Genomic DNA, 18,335 nt, shown 5'->3' with positions numbered 1-18,335 from the left:
GGGAATGGGGTAGTAGGAAAGCGTTAACGTAAAACGTTTTAGATGAGGTTCAACTGCGCTGCTTTGAACATGGCTTGCTTGACATTGGTGCACTCCATTTTTTCAGTCATTTGCTTGGCATGAAATTTCACTGTCCGTTCGGTGATATTCATGATCAAACCGATCTCCTTATAGTTTTTGCCAAGCGCAAGCCAACGCAGGAATTCAATTTCCCTGGGTGATAGCTTGAGCGGGCTCTCTACAACGGTCTCAACCGGGCGGTGCTGGTTGGCGATGATACTGAGCGTTTGAATGATGAATATGTTCTCCCGGACAATGATTGGGAAATCGGGATCATTTTCTTCCGAAGAGAAGTGAACGGAGCCGAACGATCTGCCGGGCTCATGAATCGGAACAGTGAACCCTTGCTTGATGCCATAGGATGCGGACTGATCGAATATTTCCGGATTGTTGTCGATTTCCTGTGGGATTTCATCCCAGAAAAAAGGAATGGCAGTAATGGCTGTGTTGGCCATCACAGGGTCTGATTTGTGCAGTGAGTTCTTGCGGTAGGTGTCCACCCATTCGGCGGGATAGTTGCTGTGGATGGAGACTTTTGAATGGTCGAAGGACATGGGCTCCAAGTGAACATAAGCAAACTTTTCAAGCCCAAGTTTCGAGAATATCCAGCCTAGTATCTCGGTGTACTCTTCGTGGCTTTTTCCTGGGATATTATTCTCCACCTCTTGAATTAAATTGAGCAGGTGGCTTGAAATGGGCTTGAGCATAGTGAGTGCGCTCGAAAAATATTAATGTGACTACCTGTATGTGGCAAAGGCTTCACGTTGATATTCGCCAAGCGGAGGAGGGAAGTTTTATAGCGTTGGCAGCCACACCCGCACGCAGCTTGGTGACCGCTATCGGGGCTGGAGTATGGGGCGGGGTTTTCCAGTTCATCGGGGTTCGCTTCAGGGCGCGATAATAACCCCTCATGCCGCCGTGTAATGCCTGCTCTCTCAATTGAGATGATGTCATTTTGCGTCCTTGCCGGTGTAACCTCAGCCCTTTGCCCCTGAGGTTGTAGTTAATTACGACTACTGAAACGATTAACTGGAGGACAGTATAGACAGCTTTTTCGCAACAGCGAGAAACATTAAGAACCTTTATTTTTCACCGTGCAAAGCCCTTTTCAGGAAGGTTGCCGTTCGACTCTCCTGGCATTTCGTCACCGTTTCCGGAGCCCCGCAAACCACCACGTTTCCGCCCTGGGTTCCAGCCCCCGGGCCGATATCGATGACCCAGTCACTCTGCGCCACCACCCGCATGTCATGTTCCACGACAATCACCGTATGACCTTCCTCCACCAGGCGATTCAACTGCACCAGCAAGCGATCCACGTCCTGGGGATGCAGCCCGTTGGTCGGCTCATCCAACACATACAAGGTTGCACCCCGGGCCTTGCGCTGCAGTTCCGTCGCCAGCTTGATCCGCTGGGCTTCGCCGCCGGACAGCTCCGTGGCCGGTTGGCCCAGGCGCAGGTAGCCCAGTCCGATATCTTGCAGTACTTGCAACGAACGCCTGGCCGCCGCTTGTTCGGCAAACACCTCGAGTGCCTGGTTCACGGTCAGCTGTAACACCTGGGAAATGTCCAGGCCTTGCCAGCGAACTTCCAGGGTCTGTGGGTTGTAGCGGGCGCCGTGGCAGGTGGGGCAGGGGGCGTACACGCTGGGCATGAACAACAACTCCACGCTGACGAAGCCTTCACCTTCACAGGTTTCGCAACGCCCCTTGGCGACGTTGAAGGAAAACCGCCCGGCATCGAATCCCAGTGCCTGCGCCTGCTCTGTCGCGGCAAACAGTTTGCGCACGTGGTCGAACAACCCGGTGTAAGTGGCGAGGTTGGAGCGCGGGGTGCGGCCGATGGGTTTCTGGTCCACCTGGACCAGCCGCTTGACCGCATCGAGCCCGGCAACAACGCGCCCGGCACTGGTTTGCACCGGTTCGTCTTCCAGGCTTTGCTCGTCGGGTTCGGCGTTGGGGCTGGCCTGGCCCAGGTGCGCGCCGACCAGATCCAGCAGGGCCTGGCTGACGAGGCTGGATTTGCCTGAGCCAGAGATGCCGGTGACCGCGGTGAAGCAACCCAACGGGAAGGCCGCGTTCAGGTTATCGAGGTTGTTGCGGGTGATGCCTTCCAGGCGCAGCCAATCCTTGGGTACTCGTGGGTTGCGTGTCGCAGAGTGTTCTTCGCCAAAAAGGTAGGCGCGGGTGCGTGATTCATGCACCTGGCCAAGGCCTGCCGGCGGGCCGCTGTAGAGGACTTTGCCGCCTTGTTCGCCAGCGTCCGGGCCCACGTCGATGAGCCAGTCGGCGCGGCGCATGGTATCGAGGTCATGTTCGACCACAAACACGGAGTTGCCCGCTGTCTTGAGGCGTTGCAGGGCGCCAAACAGCGCTTCGCTGTCGGCCGGGTGCAGGCCCGCAGAGGGTTCGTCGAGCACGTAGATCACACCGAACAACTGGGAATTGAGCTGGGTCGCCAGGCGCAGGCGTTGCAATTCGCCGGACGAAAGCGTCGGCGTGCTGCGTTCCAGGGCGAGGTAGCCGAGGCCCAGGTCGATCAGGGTGGTGATCCGTTCCAGCAACTCGGCGGCGATGCGTTGGGCAGCCAGGCGTTTTTCCAGGGAGAGGTTGGGTGTGTGGCGGGCGTCGGGACCGCCCGCATGGGGATTGTTGCCCCTGGCGGCGCGTTGCTCACGGGCCTCGCGGGTTTGTTGGTGGCTGAGCACTTCTCCCGTTTCTTCGGCCTGTGCAAGGTAGTCGGGCGCCAGGACCTGCTTGAGCACCTCGGCCAGTTCGAGCAGCGGCAGGTGCGACAGCTCGGCGATGTCCAGGCCGGCAAAGGTCACGGTCAGCGCCTGGCGTTTGAGGCGTTTGCCCTCGCACACCGGGCATGGACTGGCGCGCATGTATTGCGCCACGCGTTTGCGCATCTGGGCACTTTGGGAATGCATGAAGGTGTGCAGCAGATAGCGTCGGGCGCCGCTGAACGTGCCTTGGTAACTGGGTTCGAGCTTGCGCTTGAGGGCGGTGCGGGTCTGGGACGGCGTCAGTCCGGCGTAGACGGGGACGGTAGGGGTTTCTTCGGTGAAGAGAATCCAGTCCCTTTGCTTTTTCGGCAGGTCGCGCCACGGGATGTCGACGTCATACCCCAAGGTCACCAGGATGTCCCGCAGGTTCTGGCCTTGCCAAGCCATGGGCCAGGCAGCCACGGCGCGTTCGCGGATGGTCAGCGATGGGTCTGGCACCATGGAGGCTTCGGTCACTTCATAGACCCGGCCCAGGCCGTGGCATTCCTGGCAGGCGCCCTGGGGCGTGTTGGGCGAGAAGTCCTCGGCGTAGAGCATGGGTTGGTCGGCCGGATAGCTGCCGGCGCGGGAGTAAAGCATGCGAATCAGGCTCGACAGGGTGGTGACGCTGCCCACGGATGAACGTGCACTGGGGGTGCCGCGTTGTTGCTGCAAGGCGACTGCTGGTGGCAGGCCCTCGATGCTGTCCACGTCCGGTACGCCCACCTGGTCGATCAGGCGCCGCGCGTAAGGCGCGACGGATTCGAAGTAACGACGCTGGGCTTCGGCATAGAGCGTGGAGAAAGCCAGCGACGACTTGCCGGAACCCGATACACCGGTGAATACCACCAGGGCATCGCGAGGGATGTCCACGTCGACATTCTTGAGGTTGTGTTCGCGGGCGCCACGCACCCGGACGAAACCGTTGGTTTGCGGCAATGGAGAGGCGGTGGCGGGGCCGGAGCTTGCGGGCATTGGGCGTTCCTTGTGGGCGTCTGCTTAACGCGTTGGGGCTTTCAGGTGAAGCGGCGTCACGCAGAGAATGGAACCTGGGTCACAGCGTTGACAATTATGCGACCGGGTTCGTCCATTCTCGTGCGATAAAAATTTACTCCGGACAAAAGAGATGAGAAAAGCTTCGCAGTTTCCCCCCGGATACGGACCTCCCCATGCCTCGTTCAAAACTGTTCTCTAGACTGTTTGTCGCTCTGCTGGCCGGCGCGGCGCTGTGGTACATGTGGATGATCACCAGTGCCAAGCTGGAGTGGGGTGGCGACAACCCCGATCAGCAGCAAGTGGGCGCCGTAAAGGATACCCGCTTGCGCGCGATGACCCAGTATTGCACAGGCGTGACGGTGACTCCGCAGGGGACTTGGCTGGTGGGACGCCTGGAGGAAGAGGCCCAGGCCCTTGAATCGTCCGCTGATGTCGTGGACCTGGATGCGGTGGTCTATGGCAAGCCCGCTGAGGCTGAAGAGTCGGGGGAGCCCGAGACATTTGCCCGATTGTTCTCTCGTGCCGAAAAGGAAACTTCCTTCATTTCCCGCCTGGATGCCCAAGGGCAATTTCAGCTCGTGGCCCATGTCAGCGGCGCCGCTTGTCTCGTGACGAGCCCCGACGGGAGCAGTGTATTCCTGCTCACGGGCCTGCGTCGGCCTGAAACGGCGAATACCCATGAGCCCGATCAAACCGTGGTCCTTCGCAGTGATGATCAAGGCCGACGCTGGACGTGGTTGACCAAGGGCTGGTTTCCCGAGGCCGATTCGTTGGCCTGGAACCTGGTTCCCTATTTCCACGGCTCGAATGAAGTCTGGGCCGTGGGCCCACCGGACGTGGCGGATGAAGACAGCGATGAGGAAAAACCGACAGCCGTTTCCACCGGCGTCTTTTACTCGGCCGATCGCGGTGCGAACAGCTCGCCGATAATGGCGCCCGAGTCGCTGCTGGTGTCCGCCGAATACGCCCGTGGCAAACGTCCTGACATCACTGACTGGAGCACGAACGCAGGCGAACATGGGGAAGTCCAGACCCATGTCCTGCAACTGAATGCACAGACTGCCTTTATCTGGGCGTCCCAACGCTTCTGGGGTGGCCATCCCGATGGCGTCAGCCACAATATCGCGGTCAATGTCACGACACGGGCCCGATTGCAGGCCCAGGGAGGGCACTGGCAGGTGGTGGACAAGCAGCGCCATGACAACCTGTTCGTGAGCAAGCTGCTACGAAACGATGCCGGGCGGGTGATTGGACTGATCGACCAGGGGGCTCGCGGGCAAGATGTGGTCGCCGAACTGGATACCGCCGCGCTGACCTGGACGCCGTTGAGCGACCTGCCCAGTGTGTTCGCGCCGTTGGGTTCGGATAGTCAGGTGCGTGGCAGCAACTTCTGGATGGGGCAAAACACCCTGCTGATCAACACCACCAGCAATCACCATCCACCGCGCTGGCTCTACTGGTGGTCGGACGCGAACATCTCCGCCGATGGGGTGTTCTATTCCCAGGATTGGGGCCGCTCCTGGCAGCGCCTCGCCATCGGCGGTTACCTGGGCATCCTCGGTTTTCAAGCAGAGCAGGATCGGGTGATCTGGGCCAAGGGCAACTGGTTCGACAACAATGACCTGGGGATTTATTCCTATGGTTTGCGCTGAACGTTAATCAGCGAACCTGGTGCCCGAGTGAGCAATTGTGGCAAGGGAGATCCCGCCGCCTCTTCGACGCTGGACTGTCGGGCGGCAAACGAAGGGTGATGCCAAGGCCAGGCTGACCCGATCGCCGTGAAGCAGCGGATCGGTCACGCCATGGTGGGTGGCTTGTCGGTCCTCGGTGATAACCAGCGGCGTGTTCGCCATTTTCACGTTCAGGATGGTGCCCCAGGCGCGCCGTGTTTCCAATCTGCCGCGCCGATCAATCTTCCCCGGCCGCACCCGGCATGCCACCAGATTACCCGCAATAAAGGCGCTTGCTGCGCGATCAGGATTGCTTGTGTCGGGTCGCTTTCAACGAAGTGCGTGCACCCCAACTGTACGCATGCCCGGGCTTTGTAGAGAGCAACCTGTTCTGGGCTGTCGTTGCACGAGCGGGTATCTCTCATGACCAGCGGTGTCCCGCCATGGCCGTGTTGGCTTAGCCAGGCTTGAGTACGAACGCGATCCATCTCCGGGCGCCCGGTGATAATCGCCTTCACCCGCTCGAGGGGCGGCAGCTGCTTGAAGGGCGCGAGGCGGTCGCGTTCGTCAAGCGCCGCGCTCAAGTCAGCCGCATAACGTTGGAGCGGGATATCCGGAAGCAGTATTCCGTCGAGGTCGATGGCGTACACGTCGTAATCATGATCATGGGCCATCCTGCCGGTACGTCCGCCACCTGTGGCGTTCCAGCGATCGCGATAAGCGCGGGTAACGGCTTGGCGCTCCCAAGGGAACTGCAAGAAATATCCTCGCCCGTCCAGCCCGTAATCAGGGCGAATGCCGCTTAGATCGTCGAAGCCGACAGTGAAGATCTTGACCTTCAAACCCCGCTGCTGCAAAAACGCCACGCAGTCCTTCAGGGTATGCCCGGTGCCGGCGATGTCCTCACAGAGCAGCACTTTGCTGCCCGGTGGAGGGAGCGGGACCGATGAGTCCCAGATCACGCTTCGATCCGCCCGGTAATAACGCAAAAAGGCCGGTTCTACGCCCGTGGCATGCGAGACCATCAACGCCAAGGGGGCGCCGCCTCGCAAGATGCCAATGATGCTACTGAAGGCTTCTTCCAGAAGCGTCGGTTGTATCGAGGCGACCCAGCGATCCATTTGCTCATATGTGACAGGCAGTACGGGTTTATTCAAGGGCGATTGCTCGACAGGCGCTGTTCTATCCGGTGATGAAGCGACTCGGTTGGCGGGTGCCTGTTGTTCTTGATGGTGTTGCAGAGCCATTGCGCAGGACTATGGGTGGTTACAAGGCAACTGGCTCACCACCGTCGGCGGCCACGAAGGAACGTCGGGAGGACAGCTCGCGAAACTCGTCGAGGGAATGTCGTGCTTCTTCAGAAAGAATGCGCGGGTGAAAGTTTAGCGATGTGCTCGGTTTGAGCCGAAGTCTTGGCAGACTCGATGGCTTGCCCATGCCGCAAGCGACCAAGGAGCACAGAAGAACTACTTGCACCCGATATAATTTGATTTTTCTCCTCATGCGCTTGTGCAATTGGTTCGATCAGATGAGTGGTCAATAGTGTTATGCCGGTTCCCACATCAGCCCGATAAATGTGCACCGTATAAGTCGGCGAGGATCTACTCGGTCTATCCGCCGGACTGAATTCGCCGGTGCTCGGCAACCACTTTCAATAAATCCAGATCAGACTGGGAAATATGACTGCCACGCCGGCTGTCTTGGCCGGACGCTGTACTCCCGCGACGAGTGTCAGGGGTTGATAGGGTAGACGACTGACTACTGAGTTTGCGCATGATTTCTTGACTGCGGTTGGCGACGTTAGTCTTTAATTCGTCATCAAACCAACGCCTGTTTCCGACCAGCACATAGCTTGTATGATCGCTTGGGTGAGCGTCACGCGCCTCCTTCAGGAAATCGTTTAACGTGACCTTGTCAGGTATGACTGCAATGGCGCCAAATTCTCCCAGTGCTTGCGGAGCAATGACGGTAGCTGGAAGGTTCCTGTGCATGTCTGTGCTTGGATTGCCTTCATCCGAGCCATGATGAACCAGATTCCAGTCTGATGGATCATCGACATTCAGATGTGTTTTCAACTCGCCGCGCAATGCGTGGTTGATGTCGTCAATGACGCGTTCCTCGAGGCGGGTGACATAATCAACAGTCGGGGCGGCCCCCGCCATATCTTTGGCGGCGATATTTTCATATTTCGATCGAATATGGGCAATGCCAAGATCAGCGGGCTGCTCGTTTGGCGCGGCTGGTTTTACCGAGCCTCGTCGTTGACTCTGTTGTGGGACGTCATCCCATTGCGGCATCAAAAACAGCAAGTCGTAGTCAGCGGTGAAGGGAAGAGCAGGCCTGCCGTGAGGTTGAACCTTCGGTGCCAGCACCTCAACAGCCTGACCGTCCGTGGTTATTCGATAGGTGCCGTTTGCTGTTTTCTCAGCAGTGAAGTTAAACGCGGAACCATCCTCCTTGGTGCTTGCGAACGCAGGTGGAACAAGCGGTCTTATCAAATTATGTTGCTTCAGGTAATCCATACGTGCCGCTGGCAGTTCCAAAGGCACCTTAACCGCATGGCCGTTCGCCACGCACTCTTCGATTTGAAGATTCGCTTTTTCCGTCTCGGCCGATGTCGTGTTGCCTTTTCCACTGAGCTGCTGATTTGCCGGAATAAAACCGAACAGCGGGCCGACCATGGAACTCTTCCCTTTTATATTCAGCCCCTTGGTGGGATAGCCCATCTCGATCAGCTGTGCGTTGTGTGGATCAACAGGGCGGAAAGCGATAATGCATCGATGCTTCCGAGCGATGTCATGGAGCTGGTGCAAGTGCTTCCCACAGATGCCTGTTTGCTGGCTGACTTTATCGATATCGTCGCGAACAACCTCAGTCAACGGGCGGGCGGAAACTGACGTGGCATGCTCAGCCTTAGGCGCTGTTGCTGGGGTAAAGCTGAATGTTGGGCTCCATTGAACCGGACCTAAGCTACTCATTCCATCTGCTTTCCATAATTTTAGTTCTCGAATAGGTGGCGATTTCAGGCATGTGGGTTCCGCAAACCTCGGGAATTTGCTCCTGAAGGTTAGGGCGACCGAGTGGAATACCGCCTGACGCACCCATGATCACCTGCTTGCCGCCTCCATAATCGGTACCTGCTTCCTTTGGCAGGCGCTCGGCCGATGGCACCGAAAAAAAACGCGCCCGAAAGAGCGCGTCAAAAATTGGCTGGATGCGGCCAACCAAAGGAGCTCATGACTGGACCTGCGCGGCTGTTTGATCGGCGGGTCAATGCAATCGCACGCGTGGGTCCATGATCTCTGGCCCTCAGAAACGTGATTTCCGCCCTTTGCTTTCAACCAACGGCAGCAGGCAACGGACGGCATTGCTGCGCAGGTAAAGCGAAGCCCAGGCCGCAATGCCCAATAGCGCACTGATGACCTGCGAAGCAGAGCCGAATTCCCCCAGGCGCAAATGGGTGCAAATGGCACCACCCAGGAACCCTGTCACCAGTATCGCGCCCAATACGGCGGTTCTCGGAATCACGTAGAGCACCGCGCAAACCAGGATGATGCCGCCAATGACAGAGGAGAGGTGATCAGGGAATCCGGTCAGCTCCATGTTTTTTGCGAGGACATGGGGTGCGAAAAGATTCACACCGGCGTCGGCAAGTAACGCCAACACCACCAGAGCGCCCAGGACTCTGCCCGTCCAGCGCGCGGCGCTGGTTTTTTTATGTATATCTGAAATCATGATCAGGACCGTGGTAAAACTCATTGGATGGGTTGACGCACCCGTGTTGAATTCAAGCGAGGCCCGGTTCTCCCGCGGGATTCGGCTCGAAGCAGCCCTAGCGAGTGGCTGGCTCGAGCAGAGTCACCGGCGCCTGCTGACGCTCAAAACTCGTAAGTGGACCGTATAGCCTCCACGGCCCGCTCGCCGATCACGACGCACGGGGCCATGGTATTGCCGCTCGTGACATGGGGCATGATGGAGGCATCGGCGATGCGCAGGCCCTGGATTCCGTAGACGCGCAGTTGACTATCGACCACGGACATCGCGTCCTGACCCATTTTTGCCGTACCGCATTGGTGCCAGTAAGTAACGGCAGCGTTGCGAGCGTAATGTTCGAGCGATTGGGTGTTGAGTTTTCCAGGTAGGCTTTCATGTTTGATCAAGCCCTTGAAGGGCGCCTGCGCGCCCAATTCCTGGACAAAACGAATGTTTTCCAGCGCGTTGCGCCGATCGGTAGGATGCGACAGCGTGTTGGGCTGAATGATCGGCGCATCGGTCACATTCGGGCCGCTGAGCTTGACCCGGCCGCGACTTTCCGGGTGGGCAAGGCCAGCGAACATAGTCCAGCCATGTGCGGGAACGCCAAGTGAGGCGGTCTCTGCGCTGGGCACTGGAAATTCAACTTGGCAGTGGAACATGTCGGGGAGATGCAAGGCGCTTTCGCTGCTCCAGTAGAGCGTGGCCTCCGAGCCGCCATAACCCACTGGTTGAGGTGTCGCGTACTCGAAAATAACGGCAAAGGACACGTGGTCCTGATGATTGGCGCCAACGCCGGGGAGATGCTGGACGAGGGAAATACCATGGCGCTGCAGTTCCTCCTCCGGTCCCACGCCTGATTGCATCAGGACCTTGGGCGTGTTGACCGCCCCCAACGAAAGAATGACTTCGTGATCGGCGTAAAAGCACTCAGTCTGCCCATCTTTTATGGTTTGCACGCCGATGGCGCGTTGGTCCCTGAACAGCACGCGGCTGACAAGCGTATCGGTCAGAACGGTGAGGTTGGGCTGACCACAGCGTGGAGCGACGTAGGCGCGGTAGATGGAGTTGCGCCGGCCATCCTTGACGATGAGATCGTTCAAGGCCGCACCTCCGCGGCCTTCCATCATGGTGCCATTGGGATTTTCAAAAGCCGGTATACCCATGCCGGCAGCCGCACTGATCATGGCGTTGGCAATCGGTTGGGCGTCTCGCACAGGCGCGACATGAACCGGTCCGCCCTTGCCGCGACGCACCGGATCGCAGGTGCCCCGATAGTCTTCCACGCGTTGATAAATTTTCAGGACCGACGTGTAGTTCCACGCCGGGTCGCCACTGAGTGCGGCGAAGTCTTCCCAATCGTTTTTGTGGCCGCGAGCCCACAACATGACATTGACGCTGGATCCGCCACCCAAGCCGCGGCCCATATTCAGTGGGATTTTCCGGTCGTTGAGATGAGGGTTCGCGGCACCTACGAAGTTCCAGTCGCGCTCGGTGCCCAGGTTCAGCGGCCAGTTCCCCGGTTCCAGCACGTGGGGGTGGTCATCGCTGCCTCCTGCCTCGATGAGCAACACCTGCACCTCGGGATTCTCGGCCAGCCGTCCGGCCACGACGGAGCCGGCGGTTCCCGCGCCACAGACGATAAAATCGAAATGATGCTTTTTCAGCTCGGGATTCATAGGCATGAGCGAGGTTCCTTGGCCGGTGTGGTATCGCTCGCCAGATTCAAGCGTCGATCGAGGGGCAAAATCATTGCAGGGGAGAACATGCGGTGAATCTCGCTAGGGTATTGATGGATGAAGCCGGGCACGATGACGGGTCAATCGACTGCCGTTTTGTTTGTTGGGCAATGAGTGACGGCAGGCGGGCAAAAGGTTCCAACGGATGTTTTCCGTCGGCTCGGTAGCAGGAGGTGAAACTCAATCTCGTCAGAGGTGACGAGCGTTGCGAGGGAAGTGCGTTGCGTCCTCGATCCGGGCGCAGAAGAGGACCGAAGTTATTGGCCCTTCTGAACGGCCTGGATGACCGTATTTTCGGTCTCGGCAGGTGTGCTTGCGCGTGGTCGGAAAAATTCCTGAGTCAGCGAGTTATTGCTTTTATTGTGTTTGGATTGATTTATATGAAACAAAAATAGTTTATATGATGGATAGAGAAATATTGTTTCGTGTTTTCGTGAAAATATGCAACACGCTTTCTGATAAATATACTTAAGCTTAAGCAGCGGACCTGTCGACAAAACGTGAATAATAAAACCGGGAGCTGAGCATGATGGACCTGAACGGTTTTAGTTGCCTGTCAAGCGATGCCGAGAGCCACGCCATGGCGGCTCATCATATCTGGCTCATTCCCGGGGTGCTTCCAGATGACGGTTTTGCAAAGAAAGCCAGGGTGCCTCATTGGACCGTCGGTGCCTGCGGTCAGCACGATGGACGTTCGTGGGCGGCTCAGGGATTGGTCCAGTCTTATGATCGGCTCGATGGCCGCGGCTATATCCGCGGCTTCGAAAGCGATTCAGGGCTGATTCGCTATCGACTGCGAGTTGCAACATTGACTTTGGAGGCATTGCGCAGCCAGCCACCGCGGCCACCCGACTTGAGCGCCGAAGGAACTCGCGCCATGGCCCAACCCAGAACAAACAGCAACCCGCTCTCCGAGCGTGAAGCGCAAATATTGCGCTGCATCAGTAAGGGCGGCAGCAACAAGGAAGTAGCGCGTCAGCTTGGAATCAGCCCGAGTACGGTGCGCACTCACGTTGAAAACATGTTCCGCAAGCTGCAATGCACCACACGCGCAGCGGCCACGCTCAAAGCACTGAGCCTCGGGTTGATCTGATTCAGAGCGGAATATGCGGCGTCCACGGCACCTGGCGCCGTATGAGCGGGTGGGTAATATTGAATGTCACGCATCATGGACGCCGATGTGCGGCTGGGTGCAGCGGGTTTTTAATATCGGTATCCGGCCAAGCGGCAGGTTTGCTCTCCGGGATCAGGTAGTGCAATAGGTGCAGATTAATGGGAGTGGGTGCGATGGATGTGATGTTACAAGCAGCAGCTTGGATCAAGGAGCCCTCGCCGGATGTCGGGGTGGTTATTGTCATCAGTGCGTCGTTACCCAAATACATCATTGATCAGGTGCACATTGCCTTGGACGATTGGGATCAGGTTGCGTATCTGGCGGTCCATCGTCCAGCGGAATTGATGCGCGACTGGCTGCAGTCAGGGGCGAAGCCGACGCAATCGGGGACGCCTTCTCACGGTCAGGCGAGGCAGTTGCTAAGCCCTGTGTGTCCAAATTGCTTTTTGTTGGATGTCGAAGTCGAAGCGATCCCAAGCCTCGCTTGGCTGGGGTCGGTCTGTGGTCACAAGCTGCGGGTCCTTGAGCTGAGTCTCGATGGGCTGTCCAATGTGGAAATGGACCAGCAGGTCGAGCGGATTCTGTCGGCCGCTCGGACCCTGGCCCGGTGCCTGCTGCAAGAGCGATGCGCGCTCTAGCGTAGGACGTCATCGCTGCACCTTCGAAACACTTCCTGAACCACGTCCATCGATGTGGACAGCCTGGCGCCGTGGGAGATGAGCAGGGCGTCAATAAAACTTCAACCGGCAGCGCCAGGGGTATGTGTCTGCCGGCTGAAGTGTCCAGTTATCCGGAGGCTATCGAGCCGCGTCACTTTTGCGAAGAAGCTCCTGGTGGTTGTGGGGCCGCCACGTCATCAGAGTCCTCACCCAAGCGCGCGGCAACTTGCTTGATGGCGAGCTCGGTGAGCTCCGTCGGAACCTGGGACGCGACTTGTAATCCCCCTCGGACACGATGGTAGGTATTTTCTGCAGCTCTGCCCCATGTTCCCGGCATGGACCCGTGCGGTAAATCGGCCCGGTCGGGCAACCGGATGTTCTGCATTGCCGTTTGTGTGCGTGGGAAGTTGGACGCCGGTACTTGAGCGGGGGCGCCCGGCCCGGGCAACTCTTGCGTTTTATGCTCCTTTTCAAGCGCCGCCTGATGGGCCTCGGTTTCCGCGCCCGCCTGAAAGCTTGCATAGGCCGGAATAAGTAGCGCCGGCGAGCCCAACGCAGCCAGGAGTACCTGGCCGAACTGCTGCGCCGGTGTGTCTGAGCCAAAGGCCCGCGCCGCTGAGCTGACCGCCATTGCACTGCCCAACCCGACGAGTGAACCGTAGGTTTTACTGAACAGGCTTTGACGGACCTCGGGATTGCTCGGATCGCTGGCCAGCACCGCGTCCGAAGCCGCTTTCGCCAAGCGATTCGCCAAAGGTTTGTCGACGTCCTTGAAGGTGTGGGTCGGCAGCGCGCGCCCGCGCCGATCAGGAACGCTGCTGCGTAGCTGCGCACCCGATTGCACACCTCCCATGAACAGGCCGCCCGCCATGGAGGCCAGCGTGCGCGGCCCAAATTGATCTACTGGAATATGCGGCTTGGCTAGCCCTATGCCTTTGCGAATACCTTGTGCCAGGCCAAACGCGCCGAAGGCTTCAGCCTCGCCAATGCCGGTTCCATTCTTGTTGGCTTGCTGGGCGTTGAGATGGCGACTGCGCAGTTGTTCAACCTCCTGCATGGCGGCGTCTTTTTGTTCTGCGGGCAGGGGCTTGAGCTCGCCATCGACAATAACCCGGGGGTTCGGGTTTGGAATGACCTCTGACGCTTTCACCGGCTTAAGCGCCCACCCGCCCAGCATCTCTTGACTCATGGGTTTGAGCAGGTTGACCCCTACCTCATGTGCCGCCGCCATCACGGGGGCGGTGGCGAATGCCTGGGCCTTGAGGTTGGGAACCGCTGACTCCACGACCGCCCGCGCGAAGCCGAACGCCAGGCCCGACGCGAGCATTTGTGGCACGGCGCCTGCGACGACCGCCTTGGCAGTCGCTCCCCAGCCGTCGTTGTGTTGATGGAGCTGCTGAAGCCTGGCCGGAAGCTTGGCGTTATCCAGTGCATCTTTGAACTCGCCATCGATTGATGTGTGCTCGACCAATTCACCGAGCATCTGGCTGATGCTTTCCCAGTCCTCTGACGGTTGTTTCAATTGCTTCAGCGCGCTGACTGTTGCGTCTGCTTTGGTCAAGGCTGTTTTTAAAGCGCCCGGGATCGAGTTCACAGTCTGTTGGGCATGAAGCGAGAAGGCGTTTTCGCTACGTTCTATGTGTTGTCGGTCGGCGGCCGATAGCTGTGGGTCGGTCAATACCTGGTCATAGAGTGCGACGTGTGCGCCAAGTAAATCAGTTTGCGCGCGCACTGCCTCTGTCAGCACGTTGCGGCAAGCCTCCAGGTCCGGTGGTTGTTGTGGATCCTCCGTCAGCTGTTCCAACTCGCGGATCAGCGTCTGTTGCGCCTCCTTGGCGTCGACCAGCAAGCGGCCAGTCATGGATTCGGGCGCTTTTCCATTGGCTCTTGCAAATAGCTTGTCACTTATATCGGCGTAAGGAGTACCAGGGTGCTCCTGTAAATACTTACCTTCCAGAACCATGCGCTGCTTGGCTATCGCGACGTCAAAGCCGGACCGCCCCAGTCGGGGTGCCAACAACGCGGCCTCCCTGGCTAGCGCGGGGGACGGCTGTCCAGGTTGTGGCGGCTGATGAGCTTGGGGGGCTGGGTTGTTGACGGGCGCACGAGCACGAGTGGGCGTCAAGGGGATATTTGTCCCAAGTGTGGACTGTGTTGGGGTGAAGGGAAAATTTCCTGCGGGTAGCGTCAGACCTATCATAATCCCCCCAGATTCGTGCGCGCCGAGGGATCGCGTTTTGCGCCTTCATCGAGAAAGTAGCAGTGCTGCCATGATTGCGCATATTCAGCGATATGCCCCAGCAACTGCACGAACTGAGGTGCGCCGATCTGGGTCAGCTCGACTGTGCAACTGAACTGTACTTGGCCGGTGTCGTCGTTGTGTGAAAAGCAACAGGAACGGTCCCCGTTGAATAAATGAAAATTGACATTCATAAGCTGAAGTAGGATGGCATCTCTGCGTCGATCCGGTAATGGACCGAAGTCTGCGTGAATCATGACGGTATCGGCTAAGTTGGCAAAATTGAAGGCAATGCCTTTCACGTTTAGCTGAACCAGATCGAAGTCAAGCGCAGTCACAGGGATTTGACAGAGCTGACAGATATCAGTAACCAAACGGTGGTAGCGCTCTTTACTCATTTTTTATTCTCTGAGCTGTTTGAAGGTGAAACAGTTGTTTTTTTATTGTGTTGAACTGTCTCAAGTACTGAGTGGTGCATGCCGTCGGGCAGGTTCCATGTTTTTTAAAAAAATAACGCCAAGCCGTAAAATGTTTATCGAACTTTCTCGAGGGCTCCGGTCAAACCGCGTTGTATCCAACTGTGAAGTAATGCCATTAAAGTGACCGCCGGCGATTGACAGGATTTGGGTGAGCGGTATTCTCTGCCGCCCTAAAGCACTAGTTGTTGAATGGCTTTCAAGAAGAAGCGCTGACAGCGACCAGAGAAAACTGGTCGGTACGATAGTGCCAAGTGGTCATTCAAATTGTTTCAAAAAATATCTCCTACGCTCGATGGAATAACTGATCGCAGCGCGCGTCACACACGCACTTTTGGATCTGCCGTGGAATTTGATCAATAAATGGACTGTAAGCGCAGTGCGCGTGCAGTCGTCAGGCTTGGTGTAGCGGGTCTGTCCGACCTGCGATCATAACTAATGATCGCGCAGCTTATGGCCATGCTTCGCCTCGTGCTTGCAGCGGGAGGGCGTATGAAGTAGTGCCGATCACGGGGTTTATATGGGTGTGTGCGATTACTTTTACTGCGGACCTGACAACATTGCTGAAGCGCCTGATATCAAGGTCATCGCCCAAAGTACTTCGCTGCTTGGCGTCGATCTATTGCTCTCTGGAGAGACGGGGACCGGCAAGGACACTTTGGCTCAGCGGATTCATTCGATGTCCGGGCGCAAGGGTGCCTTTGTCGCGATGAACTGTGCGGCAATCCCGGAATCATTGGCCGAAAGTGAATTGTTTGGTGTGGTCAATGGTGCGTTCACCGGGGCTAACCGCTCGCGAAAGGGCTACATCGAGGCTGCGCAGGGCGGGACTTTGTACCTCGATGAAATCGATAGCATGCCGCTCAGTCTGCAGGCCAAGTTGCTGCGTGTCCTTGAGGTGCGAGCGATTGAGCGCTTGGGCTCTACCACGGTCATTCCGTTGGATATTTGTGTGATTGCATCGGCTCAGCGGCCCTTGGCCGAGCTGGTGGATCGGGGCGAGTTCAGGCGCGATCTGTATTTCCGGCTCAACGTGCTGACGATCCAGTTGCCAGCGCTACGTGACCGTCGCGAAGACATCGTTCCGCTGTTTTCCCAGTTCGTGGCCGCGGCTGCGCAAGACCTGGGGTGCGAGCCTCAGGCTATATCGCCCGAACTCATGCAAGCGCTCTTGGGTCATCCCTGGCCGGGGAATATCCGCGAGTTGAAATCAGCGGCCAAGCGATTTGTTCTGGGACTGCCGTCGTTGACCCTTGGCTCAAGCGCGGAGATCGAGGGGCGCACGCTCAAGGCGCAAATGCGGGCTATCGAACGGATCCTTATTCAGGAAGCCCTCAAGCGTCACGGGCATTCCATTGATGCCGTGAGCTTGGAGTTAGGCATACCACGTCGAACGCTCTATCACCGAATAAAGTCGTTGGACGTATTTGGCAAGACCTCCATGATTGAAAAAAAATCTGGAACCTGATTTGAACAACTTCCCACCCATTGGTACCTAGCAAATCCGCTAGAGTATGAGGAGTTGTTATTATGCCAGGTATTTCAAGCAATCCTTTTAGCAACATTACTAATACGCTGGGTAGTGCTGCAAATATGGGTGTCAACGCATTTGCAGGTGCAAAGCAGGAAGCCAATAGCGTTAAAGCTAACGCCGCTACGCAAGGTCAGTTGACTAACGCAGCATCAGGTGGTGAGTCAATGGCCGCCCAGTTGGATGTAATGAAGCGCAACGATAAGGAACAGGCTGGATTGATTAAGTTGCAGGGCGAGGCGGCTATGCAAACTATGAGACTGAATACAGCGAGCGCTATCGATTCCGCTCGTTCTGACGCGGCAAGCAAGTCTATTTCCAATATGGCTGGCCAGGCTAAGGCCATCAGTTACTAACGATCTGCCCTCCTTTTTTCAGTGTTGCGGTAATAAAAAGGGGGGTAGCCTTTAGCGAGAACCTTAAAAATGCTGAATTCTGTTATAGGCCTTGCAGCATCGGCTGTCGGTGGGGTAGGTGTCTCTGGTGTTTCTCAACCTAAACACGACGTTTCATCAAACATCTCGCCTTCTTTGTCAGGCGTAGTTTCGGAGCTTGCCAACTCCCTAATGTCCGGTGGGAAGCCCGATTTTAATAGTCCGCTGGGCAAGATGGTGCACGAAAAACTTTCCGAAAATGGCGGGTTGGGTCTTATGGGGATGGCGTCGAAGCCCCAAGAGACCTTGAAGAATGCCCTGATGGATATCGTTAAAGACAAGATGGGTAGCAATTTTGTTACCAGCGCCGGCGGCAGGGACAGTAAAGAACTCATGGGTCAGGTTATGAGTGGGTTGGGCCAATCCGCGCTGAATAACGCACTGCAGCCCAAAGGCGATGGCACGACATTTTCCAATGCTGACAAGCCGCTGCTTCAGCAAGTGGCCGATTATATGGACAAGAACAAGGCTGCCTTTGGAGCGCCAGATTCCGGCTCATGGAGTAAAGAGCTGGATGAAGATAATTACTTGTCCAGGGGTGAAACTGCCAAATTTCAACAGGCACTCGAACAAGTCTCTCAACACATGGGGGCCGGAGCGAGTAGAACCGACTATCCGGGCGCTGAAAGGATGATGGAGGGCGGAGAAGGTGGCCTTGGTAGCAGTTCTTCGCTTTCGGGAGGTGGCATGAGTGATCTGGAGCAATTGCGCCAGATGCTAAAAGGCAACGACGGAATGAATATCTTTCAGCAAGGGTTGCAGTTGGGATTAGAAATTGCTTCTGGTACGCAAACCGGCCCTCAGGTGAATCAAGGAGGGCAAGCAGCTTCTCATGCCGCTCAGAATGTCCTTGATGTGATGCGCGCTAGCATAACGTGAGCCCTGAAGCGAAAGTTTGA

Annotated in this window: 15 protein-coding genes; 6 read left to right on the top strand and 9 right to left on the bottom strand. The window is 57.2% G+C overall.

Going from position 1 to position 18,335, the window contains the following annotated elements; all coding sequences use genetic code 11:
• Positions 1-38 precede the first annotated feature (38 nt).
• Positions 39-767, bottom strand: a complete 729-nt coding sequence (locus BLP82_RS02260; protein WP_092164966.1) for a helix-turn-helix transcriptional regulator — start codon at positions 765-767, stop codon at positions 39-41.
• A gap of 375 nt (positions 768-1,142) precedes the next feature.
• Positions 1,143-3,800 (bottom strand): excinuclease ABC subunit UvrA, encoded by a 2,658-nt coding sequence (locus BLP82_RS02255; RefSeq protein ID WP_092164964.1) that lies wholly within the window; start codon positions 3,798-3,800, stop codon positions 1,143-1,145.
• Between the two features lie 194 nt (positions 3,801-3,994).
• Between BLP82_RS02255 and BLP82_RS02250 the strand changes: the two genes are divergently transcribed.
• Positions 3,995-5,473 carry a hypothetical protein gene (locus BLP82_RS02250; protein ID WP_092164962.1) on the top strand — a complete coding sequence of 493 codons (1,479 nt, stop codon included), beginning with the start codon at positions 3,995-3,997 and terminating at the stop codon, positions 5,471-5,473.
• Positions 5,474-5,682: 209 nt separating this feature from the next.
• Here BLP82_RS02250 and BLP82_RS02240 read toward each other — a convergent pair whose 3' ends face one another.
• From BLP82_RS02240 to BLP82_RS02220, 5 genes are all read right to left on the bottom strand, one after another.
• Complete coding sequence (locus tag BLP82_RS02240; protein ID WP_092164958.1) at positions 5,683-6,648, bottom strand: phosphoribosyltransferase; 966 nt, start codon at positions 6,646-6,648, stop codon at positions 5,683-5,685.
• A 453-nt stretch (positions 6,649-7,101) separates the two neighbouring features.
• Positions 7,102-8,469 carry an anthrax toxin-like adenylyl cyclase domain-containing protein gene (locus tag BLP82_RS02235; protein WP_092164956.1) on the bottom strand — a complete coding sequence of 456 codons (1,368 nt, stop codon included), beginning with the start codon at positions 8,467-8,469 and terminating at the stop codon, positions 7,102-7,104.
• Positions 8,462-8,719: a hypothetical protein gene (locus BLP82_RS31360; RefSeq protein ID WP_092164954.1), complete on the bottom strand. Its 258-nt coding sequence runs from the start codon at positions 8,717-8,719 to the stop codon at positions 8,462-8,464. Before BLP82_RS31360 ends, BLP82_RS02235 begins: the two co-directional genes overlap by 8 nt.
• Positions 8,720-8,800: 81 nt before the next feature.
• A complete protein-coding gene (locus BLP82_RS02225) occupies positions 8,801-9,250 on the bottom strand; it encodes a DoxX family protein (RefSeq protein WP_218189402.1) in 450 nt (149 codons plus the stop codon).
• A 119-nt stretch (positions 9,251-9,369) separates the two neighbouring features.
• Positions 9,370-10,929 carry a GMC family oxidoreductase gene (locus tag BLP82_RS02220; RefSeq protein WP_256576522.1) on the bottom strand — a complete coding sequence of 520 codons (1,560 nt, stop codon included), beginning with the start codon at positions 10,927-10,929 and terminating at the stop codon, positions 9,370-9,372.
• 580 nt (positions 10,930-11,509) lie between these two features.
• On the opposite strand from BLP82_RS02220, the gene BLP82_RS02215 reads away from it, so the two are divergent.
• The gene (locus BLP82_RS02215; protein WP_092164950.1) at positions 11,510-12,076 is read left to right on the top strand and encodes a helix-turn-helix transcriptional regulator; all 567 of its coding nucleotides are present in this window, start codon (positions 11,510-11,512) and stop codon (positions 12,074-12,076) included.
• A gap of 194 nt (positions 12,077-12,270) precedes the next feature.
• On the top strand, positions 12,271-12,735 hold the full coding sequence (locus BLP82_RS02210) for a transketolase (protein WP_092165033.1): 465 nt from the start codon (positions 12,271-12,273) through the stop codon (positions 12,733-12,735).
• Positions 12,736-12,907: 172 nt separating this feature from the next.
• On the opposite strand, the gene BLP82_RS02205 is transcribed toward BLP82_RS02210, so the two are convergent.
• Together BLP82_RS02205 and BLP82_RS02200 are read right to left on the bottom strand one after the other, a co-directional pair.
• Positions 12,908-14,719 (bottom strand): hypothetical protein, encoded by a 1,812-nt coding sequence (locus BLP82_RS02205; RefSeq protein ID WP_139197797.1) that lies wholly within the window; start codon positions 14,717-14,719, stop codon positions 12,908-12,910.
• Between the two features lie 233 nt (positions 14,720-14,952).
• A complete protein-coding gene (locus tag BLP82_RS02200) occupies positions 14,953-15,393 on the bottom strand; it encodes a CesT family type III secretion system chaperone (protein ID WP_092164946.1) in 441 nt (146 codons plus the stop codon).
• Positions 15,394-15,991: 598 nt separating this feature from the next.
• Here BLP82_RS02200 and BLP82_RS02195 point away from each other — a divergent pair.
• The 3 genes from BLP82_RS02195 to BLP82_RS02185 all read left to right on the top strand — a co-directional run bounded on the left by BLP82_RS02195 (position 15,992) and on the right by BLP82_RS02185 (position 18,315).
• Entirely contained in the window at positions 15,992-16,939 is a 948-nt protein-coding gene (locus BLP82_RS02195; protein WP_092164944.1) for a sigma 54-interacting transcriptional regulator, read from the top strand.
• Positions 16,940-17,001: 62 nt separating this feature from the next.
• Entirely contained in the window at positions 17,002-17,358 is a 357-nt protein-coding gene (locus BLP82_RS02190) for a type III secretion system major pilin HrpA (RefSeq protein ID WP_092164937.1), read from the top strand.
• Between the two features lie 69 nt (positions 17,359-17,427).
• Positions 17,428-18,315, top strand: a complete 888-nt coding sequence (locus BLP82_RS02185; protein WP_092164935.1) for a hypothetical protein — start codon at positions 17,428-17,430, stop codon at positions 18,313-18,315.
• Positions 18,316-18,335: the final 20 nt, after the last annotated feature.

This window comes from Pseudomonas sp. NFACC37-1 (genome assembly GCF_900101575.1).
GTDB lineage: Bacteria > Pseudomonadota > Gammaproteobacteria > Pseudomonadales > Pseudomonadaceae > Aquipseudomonas > Aquipseudomonas fluorescens_AA.
This window is presented reverse-complemented; position numbering and strand designations above follow the sequence as displayed.